This window comes from Bradyrhizobium sp. Kon37 (genome assembly GCF_055807535.1).
This window is the reverse complement of the sequence record NZ_JBVVOY010000011.1, coordinates 16,020-34,235: the sequence shown is the minus strand read 5'-3', so window position 1 is coordinate 34,235 and position 18,216 is coordinate 16,020. Positions and strand designations below refer to the sequence as shown.

General features: G+C 64.3%; 16 protein-coding genes. 5 read left to right on the top strand and 11 right to left on the bottom strand.

Annotated features, from left to right (window positions below):
* Positions 1-32: 32 nt before the first annotated feature.
* Positions 33-410, top strand: coding sequence for a VanZ family protein (locus AC0L3J_RS20900; protein WP_456765103.1), 378 nt, complete (start codon positions 33-35; stop codon positions 408-410).
* Positions 411-453: 43 nt separating this feature from the next.
* Here the strand turns inward: AC0L3J_RS20900 and AC0L3J_RS20895 are convergent, their stop codons facing one another.
* The 11 genes from AC0L3J_RS20895 to AC0L3J_RS20845 form a co-directional block, all read right to left on the bottom strand.
* Positions 454-837 carry a DUF1236 domain-containing protein gene (locus AC0L3J_RS20895; RefSeq protein WP_007593296.1) on the bottom strand — a complete coding sequence of 128 codons (384 nt, stop codon included), beginning with the start codon at positions 835-837 and terminating at the stop codon, positions 454-456.
* Between the two features lie 115 nt (positions 838-952).
* The gene (locus tag AC0L3J_RS20890) at positions 953-1,840 is read right to left on the bottom strand and encodes a 2-hydroxy-3-oxopropionate reductase (RefSeq protein ID WP_456765104.1); all 888 of its coding nucleotides are present in this window, start codon (positions 1,838-1,840) and stop codon (positions 953-955) included.
* A gap of 12 nt (positions 1,841-1,852) precedes the next feature.
* A complete protein-coding gene (gene hyi, locus AC0L3J_RS20885; protein WP_456765105.1) occupies positions 1,853-2,638 on the bottom strand; it encodes a hydroxypyruvate isomerase in 786 nt (261 codons plus the stop codon).
* 11 nt (positions 2,639-2,649) lie between these two features.
* The gene (gene gcl, locus AC0L3J_RS20880; RefSeq protein ID WP_473348229.1) at positions 2,650-4,440 is read right to left on the bottom strand and encodes a glyoxylate carboligase; all 1,791 of its coding nucleotides are present in this window, start codon (positions 4,438-4,440) and stop codon (positions 2,650-2,652) included.
* 153 nt (positions 4,441-4,593) lie between these two features.
* The gene (locus AC0L3J_RS20875; protein WP_473348228.1) at positions 4,594-6,396 is read right to left on the bottom strand and encodes an adenine deaminase; all 1,803 of its coding nucleotides are present in this window, start codon (positions 6,394-6,396) and stop codon (positions 4,594-4,596) included.
* 85 nt (positions 6,397-6,481) lie between these two features.
* Positions 6,482-7,282, bottom strand: coding sequence for an NYN domain-containing protein (locus tag AC0L3J_RS20870; protein WP_456765108.1), 801 nt, complete (start codon positions 7,280-7,282; stop codon positions 6,482-6,484).
* A gap of 52 nt (positions 7,283-7,334) precedes the next feature.
* The gene (locus AC0L3J_RS20865) at positions 7,335-8,834 is read right to left on the bottom strand and encodes a tripartite tricarboxylate transporter permease (protein ID WP_027569151.1); all 1,500 of its coding nucleotides are present in this window, start codon (positions 8,832-8,834) and stop codon (positions 7,335-7,337) included.
* Positions 8,834-9,319, bottom strand: coding sequence for a tripartite tricarboxylate transporter TctB family protein (locus AC0L3J_RS20860; protein ID WP_456765109.1), 486 nt, complete (start codon positions 9,317-9,319; stop codon positions 8,834-8,836). The genes AC0L3J_RS20865 and AC0L3J_RS20860 overlap by 1 nt, the downstream gene beginning before the upstream one ends.
* Entirely contained in the window at positions 9,316-10,284 is a 969-nt protein-coding gene (locus AC0L3J_RS20855; RefSeq protein ID WP_456765110.1) for a Bug family tripartite tricarboxylate transporter substrate binding protein, read from the bottom strand. Before AC0L3J_RS20855 ends, AC0L3J_RS20860 begins: the two co-directional genes overlap by 4 nt.
* Positions 10,285-10,387: 103 nt before the next feature.
* Complete coding sequence (locus AC0L3J_RS20850; protein WP_456769664.1) at positions 10,388-11,230, bottom strand: IclR family transcriptional regulator; 843 nt, start codon at positions 11,228-11,230, stop codon at positions 10,388-10,390.
* Positions 11,231-11,291: 61 nt separating this feature from the next.
* Positions 11,292-13,421, bottom strand: coding sequence for an acetate--CoA ligase family protein (locus AC0L3J_RS20845; RefSeq protein ID WP_456765111.1), 2,130 nt, complete (start codon positions 13,419-13,421; stop codon positions 11,292-11,294).
* A gap of 350 nt (positions 13,422-13,771) precedes the next feature.
* Between AC0L3J_RS20845 and AC0L3J_RS20840 the strand changes: the two genes are divergently transcribed.
* The 4 genes from AC0L3J_RS20840 to AC0L3J_RS20825 all read left to right on the top strand — a co-directional run bounded on the left by AC0L3J_RS20840 (position 13,772) and on the right by AC0L3J_RS20825 (position 18,176).
* Positions 13,772-14,464 carry a GntR family transcriptional regulator gene (locus AC0L3J_RS20840; protein WP_197031202.1) on the top strand — a complete coding sequence of 231 codons (693 nt, stop codon included), beginning with the start codon at positions 13,772-13,774 and terminating at the stop codon, positions 14,462-14,464.
* 78 nt (positions 14,465-14,542) lie between these two features.
* Entirely contained in the window at positions 14,543-16,276 is a 1,734-nt protein-coding gene (gene oxc, locus AC0L3J_RS20835; RefSeq protein WP_456765112.1) for an oxalyl-CoA decarboxylase, read from the top strand.
* A gap of 65 nt (positions 16,277-16,341) precedes the next feature.
* Positions 16,342-17,619 carry a formyl-CoA transferase gene (frc, locus tag AC0L3J_RS20830; protein WP_007608365.1) on the top strand — a complete coding sequence of 426 codons (1,278 nt, stop codon included), beginning with the start codon at positions 16,342-16,344 and terminating at the stop codon, positions 17,617-17,619.
* Between the two features lie 374 nt (positions 17,620-17,993).
* Complete coding sequence (locus AC0L3J_RS20825; RefSeq protein ID WP_007608360.1) at positions 17,994-18,176, top strand: hypothetical protein; 183 nt, start codon at positions 17,994-17,996, stop codon at positions 18,174-18,176.
* Positions 18,177-18,216: the final 40 nt, after the last annotated feature.

Sequence of the window (18,216 nt, the reverse complement as noted above, 5' to 3'; positions counted from 1 at the left end):
CAGCCTGCTGCAATCCGTGCTAAGCGGTGCGGATGTCCATTTTCGTTCGCTCCTCTGCCTGGCTGCTTGCCGCCGCCGTCGCCTTTGCAACCCTTGGCCCGCCCGGCCTGCGGCCCCATTCCGACCTCGGCCAGGACGGCGAACATGCCCTTGCCTTCGTCCTGGTGGGACTAGCCTTCGGCCTCGCCTATCCGCGCCGCCGCCTGTCGGCCACAGCCATCGCGGTGGTGCTGATCGGCCTGCTCGAACTGATGCAATTCTGGGCACCGGGACGGCATGCGCGGCTGGAGGACTTTCTGGTCGATGCCGGCACTACCTGCATCGGCTTTGCGCTGGCGGCCGTCGCCGATCGGGCCATGACGCGGTTTCGCGCAAATTCGGCCCTGACGAGCCAAGGCCCCGCGGAGTGATGCTCCGCAGGGCCCGTCTCTTCAAAGCTCTCGCTCCGATCGGTCAGTCGATGATCTTGACGACGCGGCGCGTGCGCGGCTCCACGATCACGCGGCGATCGTTCACGACCGCATAACGGTATTCGGTGTAGTTCGGCACGGGCCGCAGCACCACGGTCGGCGGCAGTGGCTCGCCGACCACGACGCGCTCGTGAACCACGACGGAATCATCGCGCGGAATTCCGCCCAGGATCGCGTTCGGAATTTCAAGGCCGGCGCCCACGGCTGCACCGACGGTACCACCGACCATTGCTCCGACCGGGCCGCCGATGTCGCCGCCCGCGCGTGCGCCGTTCCTGGCGCCCTCTTCGGTCGTCGACTGAGCAAAGGCCGCACTCGACGCCAGCAGCGACGCGGCAGCCAACGAAATCGCAAGACGGGTTTTCATGTGCTTATGTCTCCAGTGATTGTTGTGCGCCTTCAACCGCGGGGCCGGATCATTGTTCCGGTTCCCCGCCCGATCTAGACCGCACCAAAACCGGAGACTGTTACCCGGTAACAGTTCAGGCCGCAGCGATCTCGTGGCCCGCCATCAGTTCCAGCGCGCGCACCATCGCCGAGTGGTCCCAGCCCTTGCCGCCATGCGCGGCGCAGGACGAGAACAGTTGCTGCGCCACTGCCGTGCTCGGCAGCGACAGGCCGAGCGCGCGGGCGCCTTCAAGCGCGAGGTTGAGATCCTTCTGGTGCAGCTCGATGCGGAAGCCGGGATCGAAATTGCGCTTCACCATGCGTTCGCCATGCACTTCGAGAATCCGCGACGACGCAAAGCCGCCCATCAAGGCCTGCCGCACCAGTGCCGGATCCGCACCGGCTTTCGACGCGAACAGCAGCGCTTCGCTGACCGCCTCGATCGTCAACGCGACGATGATCTGGTTAGCTACCTTCGTCGTCTGGCCGTCGCCATTGGCGCCGACCCGGGTGACGTTCTTTCCCATCCGGTCGAAGATCGGCTTCATGGTGTTGAAGGCGCGCTCGGGGCCACCGACCATGATGGTCAGGCTTGCCGCCTTGGCACCGACCTCCCCGCCTGACACCGGTGCGTCGAGATAATCCGCGCCGAGCGCCTCGATCTTCTTCGCAAACTCCTTGGTTGCCAGCGGCGAGATCGAGCTCATGTCGACCACGATCTTGCCCTTGGAAATGCCGCCCGCGACGCCGTCCTTGCCGAACAGCACGGCCTCCACATGCGGGGTATCCGGCACCATGATGATGACCGCATCCGCCTCCTCCGCAACCTCCTTGCTTGACTTGCAGGCAACGCCGCCGCCGGCGATCAGCTCGGGTGCGACCGGCCCGACATCGTGCAGGAGAACGCGATGGCCTGCAGCCAAAAGATGACCGGCCATCGGCCGTCCCATGGTGCCAAGTCCGATAAAGCCGATGTCGATCATGTCAAAGTTTCCTCAGGTCTCGAAAGTCTGCGCCGCGTGCCAGGACAGGCCGTCCAGCGTCGTGGTGCGCGGCTTGTATTCGCAACCGATCCAGCCGCGATAGCCGATCGCGTCGAGATGGCGGAACAGGAAGGGATAGTTGATCTCGCCGGTGCCGGGCTCGTTGCGACCGGGATTGTCGGCGAGCTGGATGTGCGCGATCTGCGGCAGATATTCCTGCATGGTGCGGGCGAGATCGCCCTCCATGATCTGCATGTGATAGATGTCGTACTGGATGAACAGATTGTTCGAGCGCACCTCCGAGATCAGCTGCACGGCCTGCTCGGTGCCGTTGAGGAAGAAGCCGGGAATGTCGAGCGTGTTGATCGGCTCGACCAGAAGCTTGATGTTCTCGCGCGCCAGGGTCGACGCCGCAAAGCGCAGATTCCCGACCAGCGTTTCGTTGAGATCACGCGGATCGGCATCGACAGGCGCGATGCCGACGAGACAGTTGAGCTGCTCGCAATCGAGCGCCTTGGCATAGTCGATGGCGCGAAACACGCCGTCCCTGAACTCGCTGACACGATCAGGCAGGACCGCGATGCCGCGCTCGCCTGCCGCCCAATTGCCGGCCGGCAGATTGTGCAGCACCTGCGTCAGCCCGTGGCTGTCGAGCTGCTCGCGCAGCTGCGCCTTGTCGAATTCATAGGGGAAGAGGTACTCGACCCCGGAAAAGCCCGCCGCTTTGGCCGCGCCGAAGCGGTCCACGAACGGCATCTCGTTGAAGAGCATGGTGAGGTTCGCAGCGAATTTCGGCATGTTGCTGTTCCCTATTCCGCCGGCTGCAGCACGCCGGGCCGCGCGGTCGCGACCTCGTCGAGCGGCAGATCCAGCACCTCCTCGAACTCGACGATGTTGTCGATCTCCGTGCCCATCGCGATGTTGGTGACGCGTTCGAGGATGAACTCGACCATCACAGGCACGCGGTACTTCGCCATCCATTCGCGTGCGGTGGCGAACGCGGCCTGCGCGTCCTTGGGATTGGTGACGCGGATCGCCTTGCAGCCGAGCCCTTCGGCGACGGCGACGTGATCGACGCCGTAGCCGCCGAGCTCGGGCGCGTTGATGTTCTCAAAGGAGAGCTGGACGTGATAATCCATGTCGAAGCCGCGCTGGGCCTGGCGGATCAGGCCGAGATAGGAATTGTTCACGACGACGTGGATGTAGGGCAGGTTGAATTGCGCTCCGACCGCGAGCTCCTCGATCAGGAACTGGAAGTCGTAGTCGCCCGAGAGCGCGACGATATCGCGATCCGGGCACGCCGCGCGCACGCCGAGCGCCGCGGGCAGCGTCCAGCCGAGCGGTCCCGCCTGCCCGGCATTGATCCAGTTGCGCGGCTTGTAGACACCCAAAAACTGCGCGCCGGCGATTTGCGAAAGGCCGATCACGGAGACGTAGCAGGTGTCACGGCCAAAGGCCTTAGTCATCTCCTCGTAGACGCGCTGTGGCTTGATCGGGACGTTATCGAAATGGCTCTTGCGCAACATCGTTTTCTTGCGGTCGCGGCAGGAAGCGGGCCATGCCTGGCGCTCGCGCAACCTGCCTGACCGGCGCCACTCTCTGGCGACGGCGACGAACAGTTCGAGCGCCGCCTTCGCGTCCGAGACGACGCCGAGATCGGGATTGAACACGCGCCCGATTTGCGTCGGCTCGATGTCGACATGCACGAAGGTGCGCCCCTTGGTGTAGGTCTCGACCGAGCCGGTGTGGCGGTTTGCCCAGCGGTTGCCAATGCCGAGTACGAAATCGGATTCGAGCATGGTGGCATTGCCGTAACGATGGCTGGTCTGAAGACCGACCATGCCGGCCATCAGCACGTGGTCGTCGGGGATGGCGCCCCAGCCCATCAGCGTTGGCACGACCGGCACGTTGGCGATCTCGGCGAACTCGACCAGAAGGTCGGACGCGTCGGCATTGATCACACCGCCGCCCGCGACGATCAGCGGCCGTTCGGCGGCATTGAGCATCTCCAGCGCCTTCTCGACCTGCTTGCGGGTCGCGGTGGGCTTGTAGATGGGCAACGGCTCATAGGTCTCGTCGTCGAACTCGATCTCCGCAAGCTGCACGTCGAGCGGCATGTCGATCAGCACCGGGCCGGGCCTTCCCGAGCGCATGATGTGAAAGGCCTGGCTGAACACGCGAGGCACCAGCCCGGGCTCGCGCACGATCACCGCCCATTTGGTCACGGGCTTTGCGATCGATTCGATGTCAACGGCCTGGAAATCCTCCTTGTAGAGCCGCGCCCGAGGCGCCTGCCCGGTGATGCAGAGGATCGGGATCGAGTCGGCGATCGCCGAATAGAGCCCGGTGATCATGTCGGTGCCCGCCGGCCCCGAAGTTCCGATGCAGACGCCGATATTGCCGGCCTTGGCCCGCGTGTAGCCCTCGGCCATGTGCGAGGCGCCCTCGACATGGCGCGCCAGGATGTGGCGGATCGAGCCGCGCTTCTTCAGCGCCGAGTAGAGCGGATTGATCGCGGCCCCGGGAACGCCGAAGGCAGTCGAGATGCCTTCCTTCTCCAGAATTCGCACGGCAGCATCGATGGCTCGCATCTTCGCCATATCGGACCTCGCTTGAGTTGCATTGGCTCGAGCGAGATCATCAGGCCCGCGAGGGCTGCACTCAACGAGATCGATTTTATTTTCCACGATGCGGCAGCCGCGGAAAAATCGCGGCAGCTTCAGTCAGTTAGATCGAGACACGCGTGAAAGCGATCACTCGAACAGCGGCGCCAGCTCCATCTGCGGCACCAGCACGAGACCCTTGTCGGTGATACGAATTTCCGGAATGACCGATAGCGGAATCAAATTGAAGCCCATGTAGGGGATGGTGCAGCCGGCTTCCGCCCATTCCTTCTTCAGCACCTTGACCTCTTCGGCCACCTCGGTGACGCGCTTGTCGGAGAGGAGGCCGGCGATCGGCAGCGGCACCAGCGCCCTCACCTTGCCCTCGGCGACGAGGCAGACGGCGCCCTGTTGCTCCTTGATGGCGGCCACCGCAACCTGCATCTCGGCCTCGTTGGTTCCGGCAACAATGATGTTGTGGCTGTCATGGCCGACGCTGGACGCGACCGCGCCGCGCTTCAGGCCAAAGTCCTTCAACAGGCCATAGGCGACATTGCCGGCCGATTTGCCATGGCGCTCGACCACCGTGACAAAGCACAGGCTGTAGCGCGCGAACAATTCCGGCCAATCCTTGGCCGGCTCGATCTCGATCTTCTCATGGATCAGCGTGATGCCGGGCAACGCGGTCTTGATGGCGTTGACGGTGCAGGCCTTCAGCGGCAGCTCCGGCGTCAGCTTCAGCTTCTCCGGCAGCTTCACAGTCGCGTAGGCCGCCTGCGGGTATTGATAGCGCTGCGACAGCGCCTGATCGAGCTTCGGCGTGATCTTGCGGTTTTCGACCACGAGTTCGCCGCCATACCAGGTGCATTGCGGCTTCAAATTGTCGTCCATCAGCACCAGATCGGCCCGGCGCCCGCCCCCGAGCCCGCCGATATCGCTGTCCATGTTGAAGCGCGTGGCGCCATGCAGCGAGCCCATTGACCAGGCCTGCTCGGGCGACATTCCCGCCTTCACCGCCTCCCGCACCACCCAGTCGAGACCGAACAGCAGGAGATCATCGGCGTCGCGATCGTCGGTGCACACGGCGGTGCGCTTGTGCGAAGCGCCGAGCTCGGTGATAGTGCGGATCGCCTGCGGCAGCGAGTGCCACGGTGTGGTCGGCGGTCCCCCGCGCAGGAACACCCAGACGCCGGCATCGAGCAAATCGTCAGCGATGTCGCGGTCGATCGCCTCGTGCGTATCGGTGACGCCGCTCGCCGCATAGGCCGCAACGAACTCGCGGCCATAGACATGGCCGGATACAGGCCGCCCGCGCTTCAGGGCGGCGGCGAGGATCGCATGGCTGCGCTCGTCCCCCATGGTGACGGGCACAAAATCCATCTTCTCGCCGAGCCCGACAGCCTCCGGCCAACGGTCGAACAGGCCGGCGATCTTGTCCGGCGTGAGGTCGCCGCCCGCGGTCTCGAGTGCGGCTGAGGTGGCCGGCACCGTGCTTGGCACAGTCAAAAAGATCGACAACGGCGCCTCGCGCGCGTCCTCCAGCATCGCCTCGACGCCGGCGACGTCCATGACGTTGCCGATCTCGTGGCTGTCGCAGAAGATCGTAGTGGTGCCGTTGAGCAATGCGGCCTCGGCGTAGGCGCAGGCCGTCACCATCGAGGATTCGATGTGGATGTGCGGATCAACCAGGCCCGGCGCGATAATGCCGCCGGCGGCATCGTAAACCGGCACGTGGCCGAAGACTTTCTTCGCAGCACCGGCCGGCTTCACCACAGCAACGCGGCCGCCGGTGATCCAGACCTCGCGGCTCGCGTGGATACGCTCCGAATAGGTCGAGAGCACCCGCGCGCCGGTGACGACGAGATCCGGCGCGACACGCGCCGAGGCCACATCGGCGAGACGGCGGGTCATCGAATGCAGCGGTGCGACGGCGAAGCGGGTAAGTCTGGTCATCAGGACCCTCGCGTGGCGTTATGGCCCTGCGATGGTTACGCTCCGCGCCGGACCGGGCAAGCGCAAATATAACGGCACGCCCTGCTTACGCCTTAGGCGGCGAACCGCCTGCCGCCGCCGGCCTCGCGGGTCTGCGCGAGTTCCGTCGTCTCGGGGCCGCTGCGGCAGCGGCCTTGACCCGAATCCGCATCGACCTCCCGTTCTGCTCGTCGATCTCGAAGGAATTCGTCTTGCGCACGAGGTCGCTCAGTTTGCGGAAGCCGAACGTTCTCGGATCGAAATCGGACGCGAGATTGGCAAGTTGGCGACCGACCTCCCCGAGCGTCACCCAGCCGTCCTCGCTCTCCATCTGGGTGATGACCTTCTTGATGATGGGGGTTGCGGCATCAAGCGGCTGAAGCGACGTCGATCGCGAGGCGGCGTCCTGGGTGTTCGCCGACGCGGGAAGCAGGTTCTCCGTGTAGACGAACCTTCGACAGGCCTGCCGGAAGCTCTCGGGCGTCTTCTGTTCGCCGAATCCAAAGACATCGATGCCCTGCTCCCGGATCCGGGCGGCGAGACGTGTAAAATCGCTGTCCGACGACACCAGGCAAAAGCCGTCGAAGCGGCCGCTGTGAAGCAGGTCCATCGCGTCGATGACCAGGGTGATGTCCGACGCATTCTTTCCGGTCGTATAGGCGAACTGCTGCTGCGGGATGATGGCGTGTTTCGACAGGATGTCGGCCCAACCCCTCGACCTGGCATTGGAGAAGTCGCCGTAGATGCGGCGAACGCTGGCCTCACCGATCTTGGCAATCTCCTCGAACAGTCCATCGGCGATCTTTGCCGAAGCATTGTCGGCATCAATCAGGACAGCGAGACGGGGCGAACGGAGCTCTGACGGCATGACTTTTCCCACGAGATGGAGGTAACATTAGAAGACGCTCGCCTCGGGATGGCTAGTCCTCGTTCGCCTTGAAGCGTCCCATCCCTTTCAGCACGAAGGGTGCCAGCAGCGCGATCAACGCCAGCGCAAGCAGCGTCGCCGAGATCGGGCTCTGGAGCAGCGTCATGGGATCGCCGAGGCTGATCGCGAGCGCGCGACGCAGCTGGCTCTCGGCGATCGGGCCGAGGATCAGGCCAACCACGACGGGTGCGATCGGAAAATCGAACCGCCGCATCAGAAAGCCGAGCACGCCGAAGCCGGCCAGCATCGACAGTTCGACCACCGACGGCTTTGCGGCGATGGTGCCCATGGTCGCGAACACGAGGATGCCGGCATAGAGCCACGGCTGCGGGATCGCCAGCAGCCGCACCCACAGACCGACCAGCGGCAGATTGAGCACCAGCAGCATGCAATTGGCGATGAACAGGCTCGCGATCAGGCCCCACACGAGGTCAGGCCGCTCGGCGAACAGCAGCGGCCCCGGGTTGAGGCCGTATTGCTGGAAGCCCGCCAGCATCATCGCGGCCGTCGCCGAGGTCGGCAATCCCAGCGTCAGGAGCGGCACCAGCGTGCCCGCAGCCGAAGCGTTGTTGGCGGCCTCCGGTCCTGCAACGCCTTCGATCGCGCCCTTGCCGAATTCTTCGGGGTGTTTGGTCAGCCGCTTCTCGCAGGAATAGGACAGGAAGGTGGGGATTTCCGCGCCGCCGGCGGGCAGCGCACCGATCGGGAAGCCGAACATGGTGCCGCGCAGCCATGGCTTCCACGATCGCTTCCAGTCTTCCTTGGTCATCCACAGCGAGCCGCGCACCGGCTCGAGCTTCTCCTCAGTGTGGTGGCGGCGCGATGCGACGTAGAGCGCCTCGCCCACCGCGAACAGGCCGACCGCGAGCGTCGTCACCTCGACGCCGTCGAGCAGCTCGGGCACGCCGAACGCAAGCCGCGCCTGACCGGTCAGCTTGTCGATGCCGACGAGGCCCAACGTCAGACCAATGAACAGGCTGGTCAGGCCGCGGATCGGGGAATCGCCGAAGGTCGCCGACACCGTGACGAAGGCGACGCACATCAGCGCGAAATAATCCTCCGGGCCAAAGCGCACGGCGAAATCGACCAGCCACGGCGCGAGAAAGGCAAGCCCGATAGTGGCGATCGTGCCCGCGACGAAGGAGCCGATCGCGGAGGTCGCGAGCGCCGGCCCGCCGCGGCCGGCCTTGGCCATCTTGTTGCCTTCGAGCGCCGTCGCCATCGAGGCGCTCTCGCCGGGCGTGTTGATCAGGATGGCGGTGGTCGATCCGCCATACATGCCGCCGTAGTAGATGCCGGCAAACATGATCAGCGAACCGCCGGGATCGAGCTTGTACGTCACCGGCAGCAGCAGCGCGACCGTGAGCGCCGGACCGATGCCGGGCAGCACGCCCACGGCGGTGCCGAGGAACACGCCGATCAGGGCGTAGAGGAGATTCATCGGCTGCACGGCGACCGCCATGCCATGCGCCAGCGCGGCGAAGGTGTCCATCACAGCAGTCGCTCCAGGGGGCCGGCCGGAAGGCTCAACGTCAACAACCGGTCGAACGCGAGGTAAATGAGGATCGACATCACGAGGGCGATGGCGGAATCGACGAGGACGGCGCGACGCCCAAATGCTGCCGAGGTCGTGACGAACAGCGCCGACGTCGCCAGAATGAACCCGCCGCCGAAGCCGATGATGCCGATCAGCAGCGCAAGGCCCGCGAGGATCAAGACCACCGGTACGGGATCGGCGCTCTCGCGCGCCGGCAAATGACCGCGCAGCGCGTCAACGAGATTGCCGATCGCGAGCAGCGCGAGACCGGTGGCGATCACGACCGGCATCGCCTCCGGCCCCATCCCGTACATCGTGGTCGATTGCAGGCCGCGCGCGTCCCAGACCAGCACCGCGGCAAGTAGCGCGAGCGACGCGGCGATGACGATGCCGGCGCGATCGACGCGCCGCGGTGGCTGGGCTGGATCGCCTGTGGTCATGACTTGACCAGGCCAACTGATCTCAGCACGTCGGTGACGCGCACGGTTTCCTTTTTCAGGAAGTCGGCGAAGGCGTCGCCGCCGAGATAGGCATCCTCCCAGCCCTTCTGCTTGAGGATGTCTTTCCAGGCGTCCGACTTCACCATCTTCTCGACCGCGTCGCTTAGCATCTTGCGCTGCTCCGGCGTGATTCCGGGAGGCGCGACCACCGAGCGCCAATTGGCGATCACGAGGTCGATGCCCTGCTCCTTGAAGGTCGGGATGTCGCTCCCTGGAATGCGCTTCTCCGAGGTCACGCCGATCGCGCGCAGCTTGCCGGACTTGATCTGCCCATCATATTCGCTGAGGCCGGAAATGCCGGCAGTGACCTTCGCGCCGAGAATGGCGGCGAGCGACTCGCCGCCGCCCGAGAACGGAATGTAGTTGATCTTCTTCGCGTCGGCGCCAACGGCGCCGGCGAACAATGCCGCCATCACATGATCGACGCCACCGGCCGAGCCGCCGGCGAAGGTCACTTTGGCGATGTCCGCCTTCACGGCTGCGGCCAGATCCTGCGCGGTCTTGATCGGCGAATTTGCCGGCACCACGATCACCTGGATTTCCTCGGTGAGGCGGGCGATCGGCGTCACCTGCTCGAGCGTGACGGGTGATTTGTTCATGGCGAGCGCGCCCACCATGACGAAGCCGTTGACCATCAGCTGGTTGCCGTCACCCTTGGCGCCGTTGACGAACTGCGCGATGCCGACACTGCCGCCTGCGCCGGGAACGTTTGTGACCTGCACGCTGCGCGCAACGCCGGCGGCGACCAGCGCCTGCTGCATCGAGCGCGCGGTCTGGTCCCAGCCACCGCCCGGCGCCGCCGGTGCCATCAGCTTGAGCTCGAGCTGCTGGGCAAAAGCCGGCGTGGCTGCCGCAAGGGTCAGCGCGACGGCTGCGCCGACGAGGCGCGCGGGAAGTTGAAACATGGGACGTCTCCGGGCTCATGCGGACGTTTGCCGCATCGTGTCGTTTGGTCGCATATCAGCCAAAACGGCCGACACTGTCCAGTGACATACCCCGGGTTTCCGATTAGCGGGGTGTCGGAACTGCCCCGCCGAGCGCGGCCGTCAGTTCGGCAGCAACATCGCGGACGATCTGCCCGATTTCCGGTAACCGCTGATCGGTCAGCCGGCTGGTCATGCCGGAGACCGAAATCGCCGCGAGCGGCTCGGCGCAATCGTTGTAGACCACCGCGGCAACGCAGCGCAGGCCCATGCAGGCCTCTTCATCATCCAGCGCGTAGCCTTGCTTGCGGATCTTTTCGAGCTCCTTGAACAGGTCGCTCGGCCGCACGATGGATTTCTCGGTCAGGCGTGGCATGCCGTGATGGCGGATGACGGCACCGACGTCCTCGTCGGAATAGGTCGCGAGCACCGCCTTGCCGACGCCGGAAGTCACCATGGGGACGCGGCCGCCGACCTGGGTCAGCGAGCGCATGATCTCGCGGCTCTCCATGCGGGTCAGCACGATGATGAACTCGTCGTCGACCATGGCAAGATTGGCGGTCTCGCGGGTAAGATCACGCAGCTTGCGCAAATAGGGGATGGCCTGGGCGCTGAAATTGCGCCGCCGCGCAAAGCTCGCGCCGACCGTGAAGCTGCGCACGCCGACATGCCATTTGGATTCGGCGCGGTCGAATTGCACGAAGCGGCGGCTTTCCAGCGTCGCCAGCAGGCGATGCACGGTCGAGGCGGAGAGCCCGGTGCGAACAGCGAGATCGCTGAGGCGATAGCCTTCGTCGTCCTCGGACAAAGTCTCGAGAATCGACAGCGCGCGATCGACGGATTGCACGCCGCCGTCGCGCACCTCGTTGTCGGCCTCCGACGGCGAGCGGGGCTCGAGCGGTTTACGCCGGATCACGTTCCTGCTCATCGCGACCTGACTGTTCTCGCCTCTCCCCGCGCGCGAGGAGAGGCGAAGCGGCATCGTCGACTCAGAGCAGCCCTGCCCCGCGCGCCCATTTGTACTTGGCGCCCAGGACCTCGACCGGCAGCTCGGTCGAGTATGCATAGGCCGGGATGCCATTCTGGTAGAGATATTCGGCGGCCTCCTCGACCTCGACGTCGCCGGCGAGCGAGGCGACGATCGGCTTCACGAAGCCCTTGGCCTCCATCTCCTTCTTCACCTCGACCATGTTGCGGGCGAACACCATCGGCGGCGTGACGATGGTGTGCCAGTAGCCGAGGATCAGCGAATGGATGCGCTCGTCCGTCAGGCCGAGCTTCACCGTGTTGACGTAGGTGATCGGCGGCTCGCCACCGGTGATGTCCACGGGATTTCCGGCCGCGCCAAACGGGGGGATGAACTTGCGGAAGGCTGCATCCAGATCCGCCGGCATCGCCATCAGCGACAGGCCGTTGTCGACGCAGGAGTCCGACAGCAGCACGCCCGAGCCGCCGGCACCGGTGATGATCAGCACGTTCTCGCCCTTCGGCGTCGGCAGCACCGGCACGCCGCGCGCGAACTCGAGCAGCTGCCGCAAGCTACGGGCGCGGATCACGCCGGACTGCGCCAGGACATCCTCGTAGATCTTGTCGTTGCCGGCGAGCGCGCCGGTGTGCGACGAGGCCGCCTTCGCACCGGCCGAGGTGCGACCGGCCTTGAGCACGATGACCGGCTTTTTCTTGGAAACGCGCTTTGCCGCTTCCGCGAAGGCGCGGCCGTCCTTAAGGTCTTCGCAGTGCTGCGCGATCAGGTTGGTGTTCGGATCCTGCTCGAAGAAGGCGAGCAGATCGTCCTCGTCGATGTCGGACTTGTTGCCGAGGCCGACGATGGCGGAAACGCCCATCTTGGCCGAACGGGAGAAGCCGATGATGGCCATGCCGATGCCGCCCGATTGCGAAGACAGTGCCGCGTGGCCCTTGACGTCATAGGCGGTGCAGAAGGTCGCGCAGAGATTGGCAGGCGTATAATAGAAGCCGTAGATGTTCGGTCCCATCAGGCGGATGTCGTACTTCTTGCCAACTTCGACGATCTCGGCCTGGAGTTCCGGCGCGCCGGCTTCCGCGAAGCCCGACGGGATCAGAACCGCGCCGGGAATTTTCTTCTCGCCGCATTCGGTGAGCGCCGCGGCCACGAACTTCGCGGGAATTGCGAACACCGCGGTGTCGATCACACCGGGCACGTCCTTGACGCTCTTATAGGCCTTGTAGCCGAGGATCTCGGCGGCCTTGGGATGGATCGGGTAGATGTCGCCCTTGTAGCCGCCGTTGATGAGGTTCTTCATCACGGAATTGCCGATCTTGCCGTCTTCGGCCGAAGCACCGACCACGGCAACCGCCTTCGGCTGCATGATGCGGCTCATGGCCGCGACGATCTCTTCGGTCGGGCGCGGCTTCGGCTTGGGCACGTAAGCGAAGTCGACGACGATGCGGACGTCGGCCGCGATCGCGTCCTTGGCCGTCGCGAACACCGGGTTGAGATCGAGCTCGACGATCTCGGGGAAATCGGTGACGAGCTGCGACACCTTGACGATGACATCGGCCAGCGCCGTGCGGTTCACCGGCTCGCCGCCGCGAACGCCCTTCAAAATTTCATGCGCCTGGATGCCGTCGAGCATCGACAGTGCGTCTTGCTTGGTCGCGGGCGCGAGGCGGAAGGTGATGTCCTTCAGGACTTCGACCAGCACGCCGCCGAGACCGAAGGCCACCAGCTTGCCGAACGAGGCGTCGGTGATCGACCCGACGATCACTTCGGTGCCGCCGGCCAGCATCTGCTGCACCTGGACACCCTCGATCTTGGCGTCGGACTTGTACTTCCTGGCGTTGCCGAGAATGGTCTCGTAGGCCTTCTCGGCGTCTTCGGCCGTCTTGAGGCCAACGATGACGCCGCCGGCTTCGGTCTTGTGGAGAATGTCCGGCGAGACGATCTTCATCACCACCGGGAAGCCCATCGAGGCGGCCATCTTGCCGGCCTCACCGGCCGACTTCGCCACCCCCTCCTTCGGCACCGCAATGCCATAGGCGTCGCAGACCAGCTTGCCTTCCGGCGCGGTCAGGCTGGTGCGCTTGTCCGCCTTGACCTGGTCAAGCACCTTGCGGACGGCATCTTTGGAATTGGACATGTGGCTTCTCCCTTGACCTTGGTTCTTGCGTTCTCAAAGCGCGCGCGTGTTGCGGCTGCCCGTGATGCTTTTCCATTCGCCGCGCTCTGTTCCATGTCGCGGAACGGAGTGGCATAAAGCCGAGATTGCTCCGCCGGCTTGGATCAAAAATGGCTGGCGATGGCATTTGGTATGCCAGAAGCCAACTTGTCAAGCTGCAGCGCACCTTAGAACGCTGCAAAAAATAGGCAGCTTGACATTCTGGTATTTGGTATGCCAAAAACTTTCCCGTTAATAATCCTGTAAAAGACGACTCCCACTGGAGGAGATTCGTCGTGTCACTGCGGAAACCAACCAAGGCGTTGCCGAACATGGCCGAGGCAGATATCGCAATCGTTCGTATTGCCCCGGAGAGTAGCTTCAAGAACAAGGCGTATGACGCCTTGAAGGAAGCCATCCTCAAGATGGACATCTACTCGACGCCCGAGCCGGTGATGCTCGACGAGCGCGCGTTGTCCGAGCGCCTGGGTGTGAGCCGCACGCCGATCCGCGAAGCCATAGCGATGCTCGAGCAGGACGGTTTCGTGAAGACGGTTCCGCGCCGCGGCATCATGGTGGTGCGAAGGACCAAGAGCGAGATCGTCGACATGATCCGCGCCTGGGCGGCGCTGGAGAGCATGGCGGCCCGCCTCATCACCGCCACCGCGCGCAAGAAAGACATCACGGCGCTGCGCGACTACTTCAAGGATTTTGGCAAAGACCGCCTCCCCGAGGATCATGTCGAGGAATATTCGCGCGCCAACATCGCCTTCCACCAGGCGCTGATCTCGCTGTCGGAATCACCGGTGCTGGTCGATCTCACCAACGACCTGCTGCTGCACGTGCGCGGCTATCGGCAATTGACCATTGGACGCAAGGACCGCACCGCGACGTCGCTCCCCGAGCATCTCGGCATGATCGAAGCCCTGGAGGCGCGCGATACCGAACTCGCCGAGAAGCGCGCCCGCGATCACACCCTTGGCCTTGCCGCTTACGTCGAAGCGCATGGTCAGGAACTCTTCTAGCCAGCAACGTTCACCAGAAGGGCGAGGCATCGCCCCTAAAGCCTGAAACGGCATCTTGAGACCAGGGAGACAAGGCCCATGCTGAATACCGCGACCAAGTCCGAAGCACCGGGCACCGAGCAGGAATTGACGGATGGTTTTCATCTCGTCATCGACGCGCTCAAGCTGAACGGCATCAACACCATCTATAATGTGCCGGGCATCCCGATCACGGATTTGGGCCGCATGGCGCAGGCGGCCGGTATTCGCATGATCTCGTTCCGCCACGAGCAGAACGCCGGTTATGCGGCGGGCATCGCCGGCTACCTCACCAAGAAGCCCGGCATCTGTCTCACCGTCTCCGCGCCCGGCTTCCTCAACGGTCTCACCGCGCTCGCGCACGCCACCACCAACTGCTACCCAATGATCCTGATCTCGGGTTCCTCCGAGCGCGAGATCGTCGACCTCCAGCAGGGCGACTACGAAGAGATGGACCAGCTCGCGATCGCCAAGCCGCTGTGCAAGGCGGCCTATCGCGTGCTGCACGCCCAGGACATCGGCATCGGGCTCGCCCGTGCCATCCGTGCCGCCGTCTCCGGCCGTCCGGGCGGCGTCTATCTCGACTTGCCGGCAAAACTGTTCGGCCAGGTGATGAACGCCGATGCCGGCCGGAAGTCGCTGGTCAAGGTGATCGACGCGGCTCCCGCGCAGATCCCCTCGCCCGCGTCGATCAAGCGCGCGCTTGATGTTTTGAAGAGCGCAAAGCGCCCGCTCATCATCCTCGGCAAGGGCGCGGCCTACGCGCAGGCCGACGAGGAGATCAAAACCTTCGTCGAGAAGAGCGGCATCCCCTTCCTGCCGATGAGCATGGCCAAGGGCCTGCTCTCCGACACGCATCCGCAATGCGCGGGCGCTGCCCGCTCCACGGTGCTGAAAGAATCTGACGTCGTGCTGCTGATCGGCGCCCGGCTGAATTGGCTGCTCTCGCACGGCAAGGGCAAGAATTGGGGCGAAGCGCCCAAGAAGTTCATTCAGGTCGACATCGAACCCAGGGAAATGGACTCCAACGTCGAGATCGTCGCGCCCGTCGTCGGCGACATCGGCTCGGTCGTCTCCGCCTTCAACCAGGCGATGGCTTCGGGCTGGACCGCCCCGCCGGCCGAGTGGACCAAGGCGATTTCGACCAAGCGCGAAGAGAACGTCGCCAAGATGGCGCCGAAGCTCATGAACAACAAATCGCCGATGGACTATCACGGCGCGCTCGGCGTGCTGAAGAACGTCATCAAGGATCATCCCGAGGCGATCCTCGTCAACGAGGGCGCCAACACGCTCGACCTCGCCCGCGGCGTCATCGACATGTACAAGCCGCGCAAGCGTCTCGACGTCGGCACCTGGGGCGTGATGGGCATCGGCATGGGCCAGGCGATCGCGGCTACGCTCGAGACCGGCCATCCCGTGCTCGCGGTGGAGGGCGACTCGGCCTTCGGCTTCTCCGGCATGGAGGTCGAGACCATCTGCCGCTACAATTTGCCGATCTGCGTCGTCATCTTCAACAATGACGGCATCTATCGCGGCACCGACGTCAACGGCGCCAACGCCGATCCGGCAACGACGGTGTTCGTCAAGGGCGCCCGCTACGACAAGATGATGGAGGCCTTCGGCGGCGTCGGCGTGAACGCGACCTCGCCGGACGAGCTCAAGCGCGCCGTCAACGAAGCCATGGCTTCGGGCAAGCCGACGCTCATCAACGCCGTGATCGATCCCGCCGCCGGTTCCGAAAGCGGCCGCATCGGCAACCTCAATCCGCAAAGCGTTCTGCAGAAGAAGAAGTAAGCACTCCCCTTCAACCCATTAGGTCCCTGCGGGTGCAGGGGTAGATCAGAGTACGGAGCAACACGATGACAAAAGCGCTCGAGGGCGTTCGCATTCTCGACTTCACCCACGTCCAGTCCGGGCCGACCTGCACGCAGTTGCTCGCATGGTTCGGCGCCGACGTGATCAAGGTGGAACGTCCGGGCGTGGGTGACATCACCCGCGGCCAGCTGCAGGACATCCCGAACGTGGACAGCCTGTATTTCACCATGCTCAACCACAACAAGCGCTCGATCACGCTCGACACCAAGAACCCCAAGGGCAAGGAAGTCCTCACCGAGCTGATCAAGAAGTGCGACGTACTGGTCGAGAATTTCGGTCCCGGCGTGCTCGACCGCATGGGCTTCCCCTGGGAGAAGATCCAGGCGATCAACCCGAAGATGATCGTCGCCTCGATCAAGGGCTTCGGTCCCGGACCGTACGAAGACTGCAAGGTCTATGAGAACGTCGCGCAGTGCACCGGCGGCGCCGCCTCCACTACTGGCTTCCGCGACGGCCTGCCGCTCGTCACCGGCGCGCAGATCGGCGACAGCGGCACCGGCCTGCATCTGGCGCTCGGCATCGTCACTGCACTCTATCAGCGCACCCATTCCGGCAAGGGCCAGAAGGTCACGGCAGCGATGCAGGACGGCGTGCTCAACCTCGCGCGCGTCAAGCTGCGCGACCAGCAGCGCCTCGCCCATGGTCCACTCAAGGAATACAGCCAGTTCGGCGAAGGCATTCCGTTCGGCGATGCCGTGCCGCGCGCCGGCAACGATTCAGGCGGCGGCCAGCCCGGCCGCATCCTGAAGTGCAAGGGCTGGGAGACCGATCCCAACGCCTACATCTACTTCATCACGCAGGCCCCGGTCTGGGAGAAGATTTGCGACGTGATCGGCGAGCCCTCCTGGAAGACCGATCCGAACTACGCCAAGCCCGCCGTTCGCCTGCCGCGCCTCAACGAGATCTTCGGCCGCATCGAACAGTGGACGATGACGAAGACGAAGTTCGAGGCGATGGAAATCCTCAACAAGGACGACATCCCCTGCGGCCCGATCCTGTCGATGAAGGAGATCGCCGAGGACCAGTCGCTGCGCGCGACCGGCACCGTGGTCGAGGTCGACCACCCCACCCGCGGCAAGTACATCTCGGTCGGCAACCCGATCAAGCTGTCGGACTCCCCGAGCGAGGTGGAGCGCTCCCCGCTGCTCGGCGAGCACACCGACGAGATCCTGCGCACCGTGCTTGGCTTCTCGGACCATCAGGTCGCCGATATCCACAAGTCCGGCGCGCTCGATCCGCCGCAAAAGCAGGCCGCCGAGTAAGCGGGCTCATCTCACGACGCGAAAGGCCGCCGGCTTCGGCGGCCTTTTTGTTGGCGCGCAAAGGCTGCATCGCACGATCGGCGCGCTTGCCGCGCCGCCAAGGCTGGATTAAAGATTGGTTCGCGAGGAACAGACGCGGTGGCCGGCCGTTACTCCCTCGACCGGCGTGCTCCCGGAAATGCGAGCATGCCCGGAAATGCCAGCATGCAATCTCCACGGCGAGTGCAGCACGCCTCGCAAAGACCCTGCCCCACGCTGAAGAACTGGTCGCCTTCGCTTCCGAGGATGGCAAGTCGGCCTTTCAGTTCGGGCACAGGTGGCGTCGCGTCCGGCACTCGCCAGGACCACGCTCATTGATCAAATTGAGGGCTTAAATGTCGAAAGATCAATCCTCTGATCGCGCCAAGCGTGAAGCCAACAAGGCGTTCAAGCCTGCGACAACGCAGAAGCCGATCAATGACTATGCGAAGGACCAGAACTCCTTCAACGAGAATCGCGAACGGCTGAAAGCGGAGCGATTGGCCCGGGAGGCGAAGCCGGGAAGCGGCTCCGAATAAGAGCGTCGGTCCCAGACTCCGATCGCGGATTGCGCTGAAG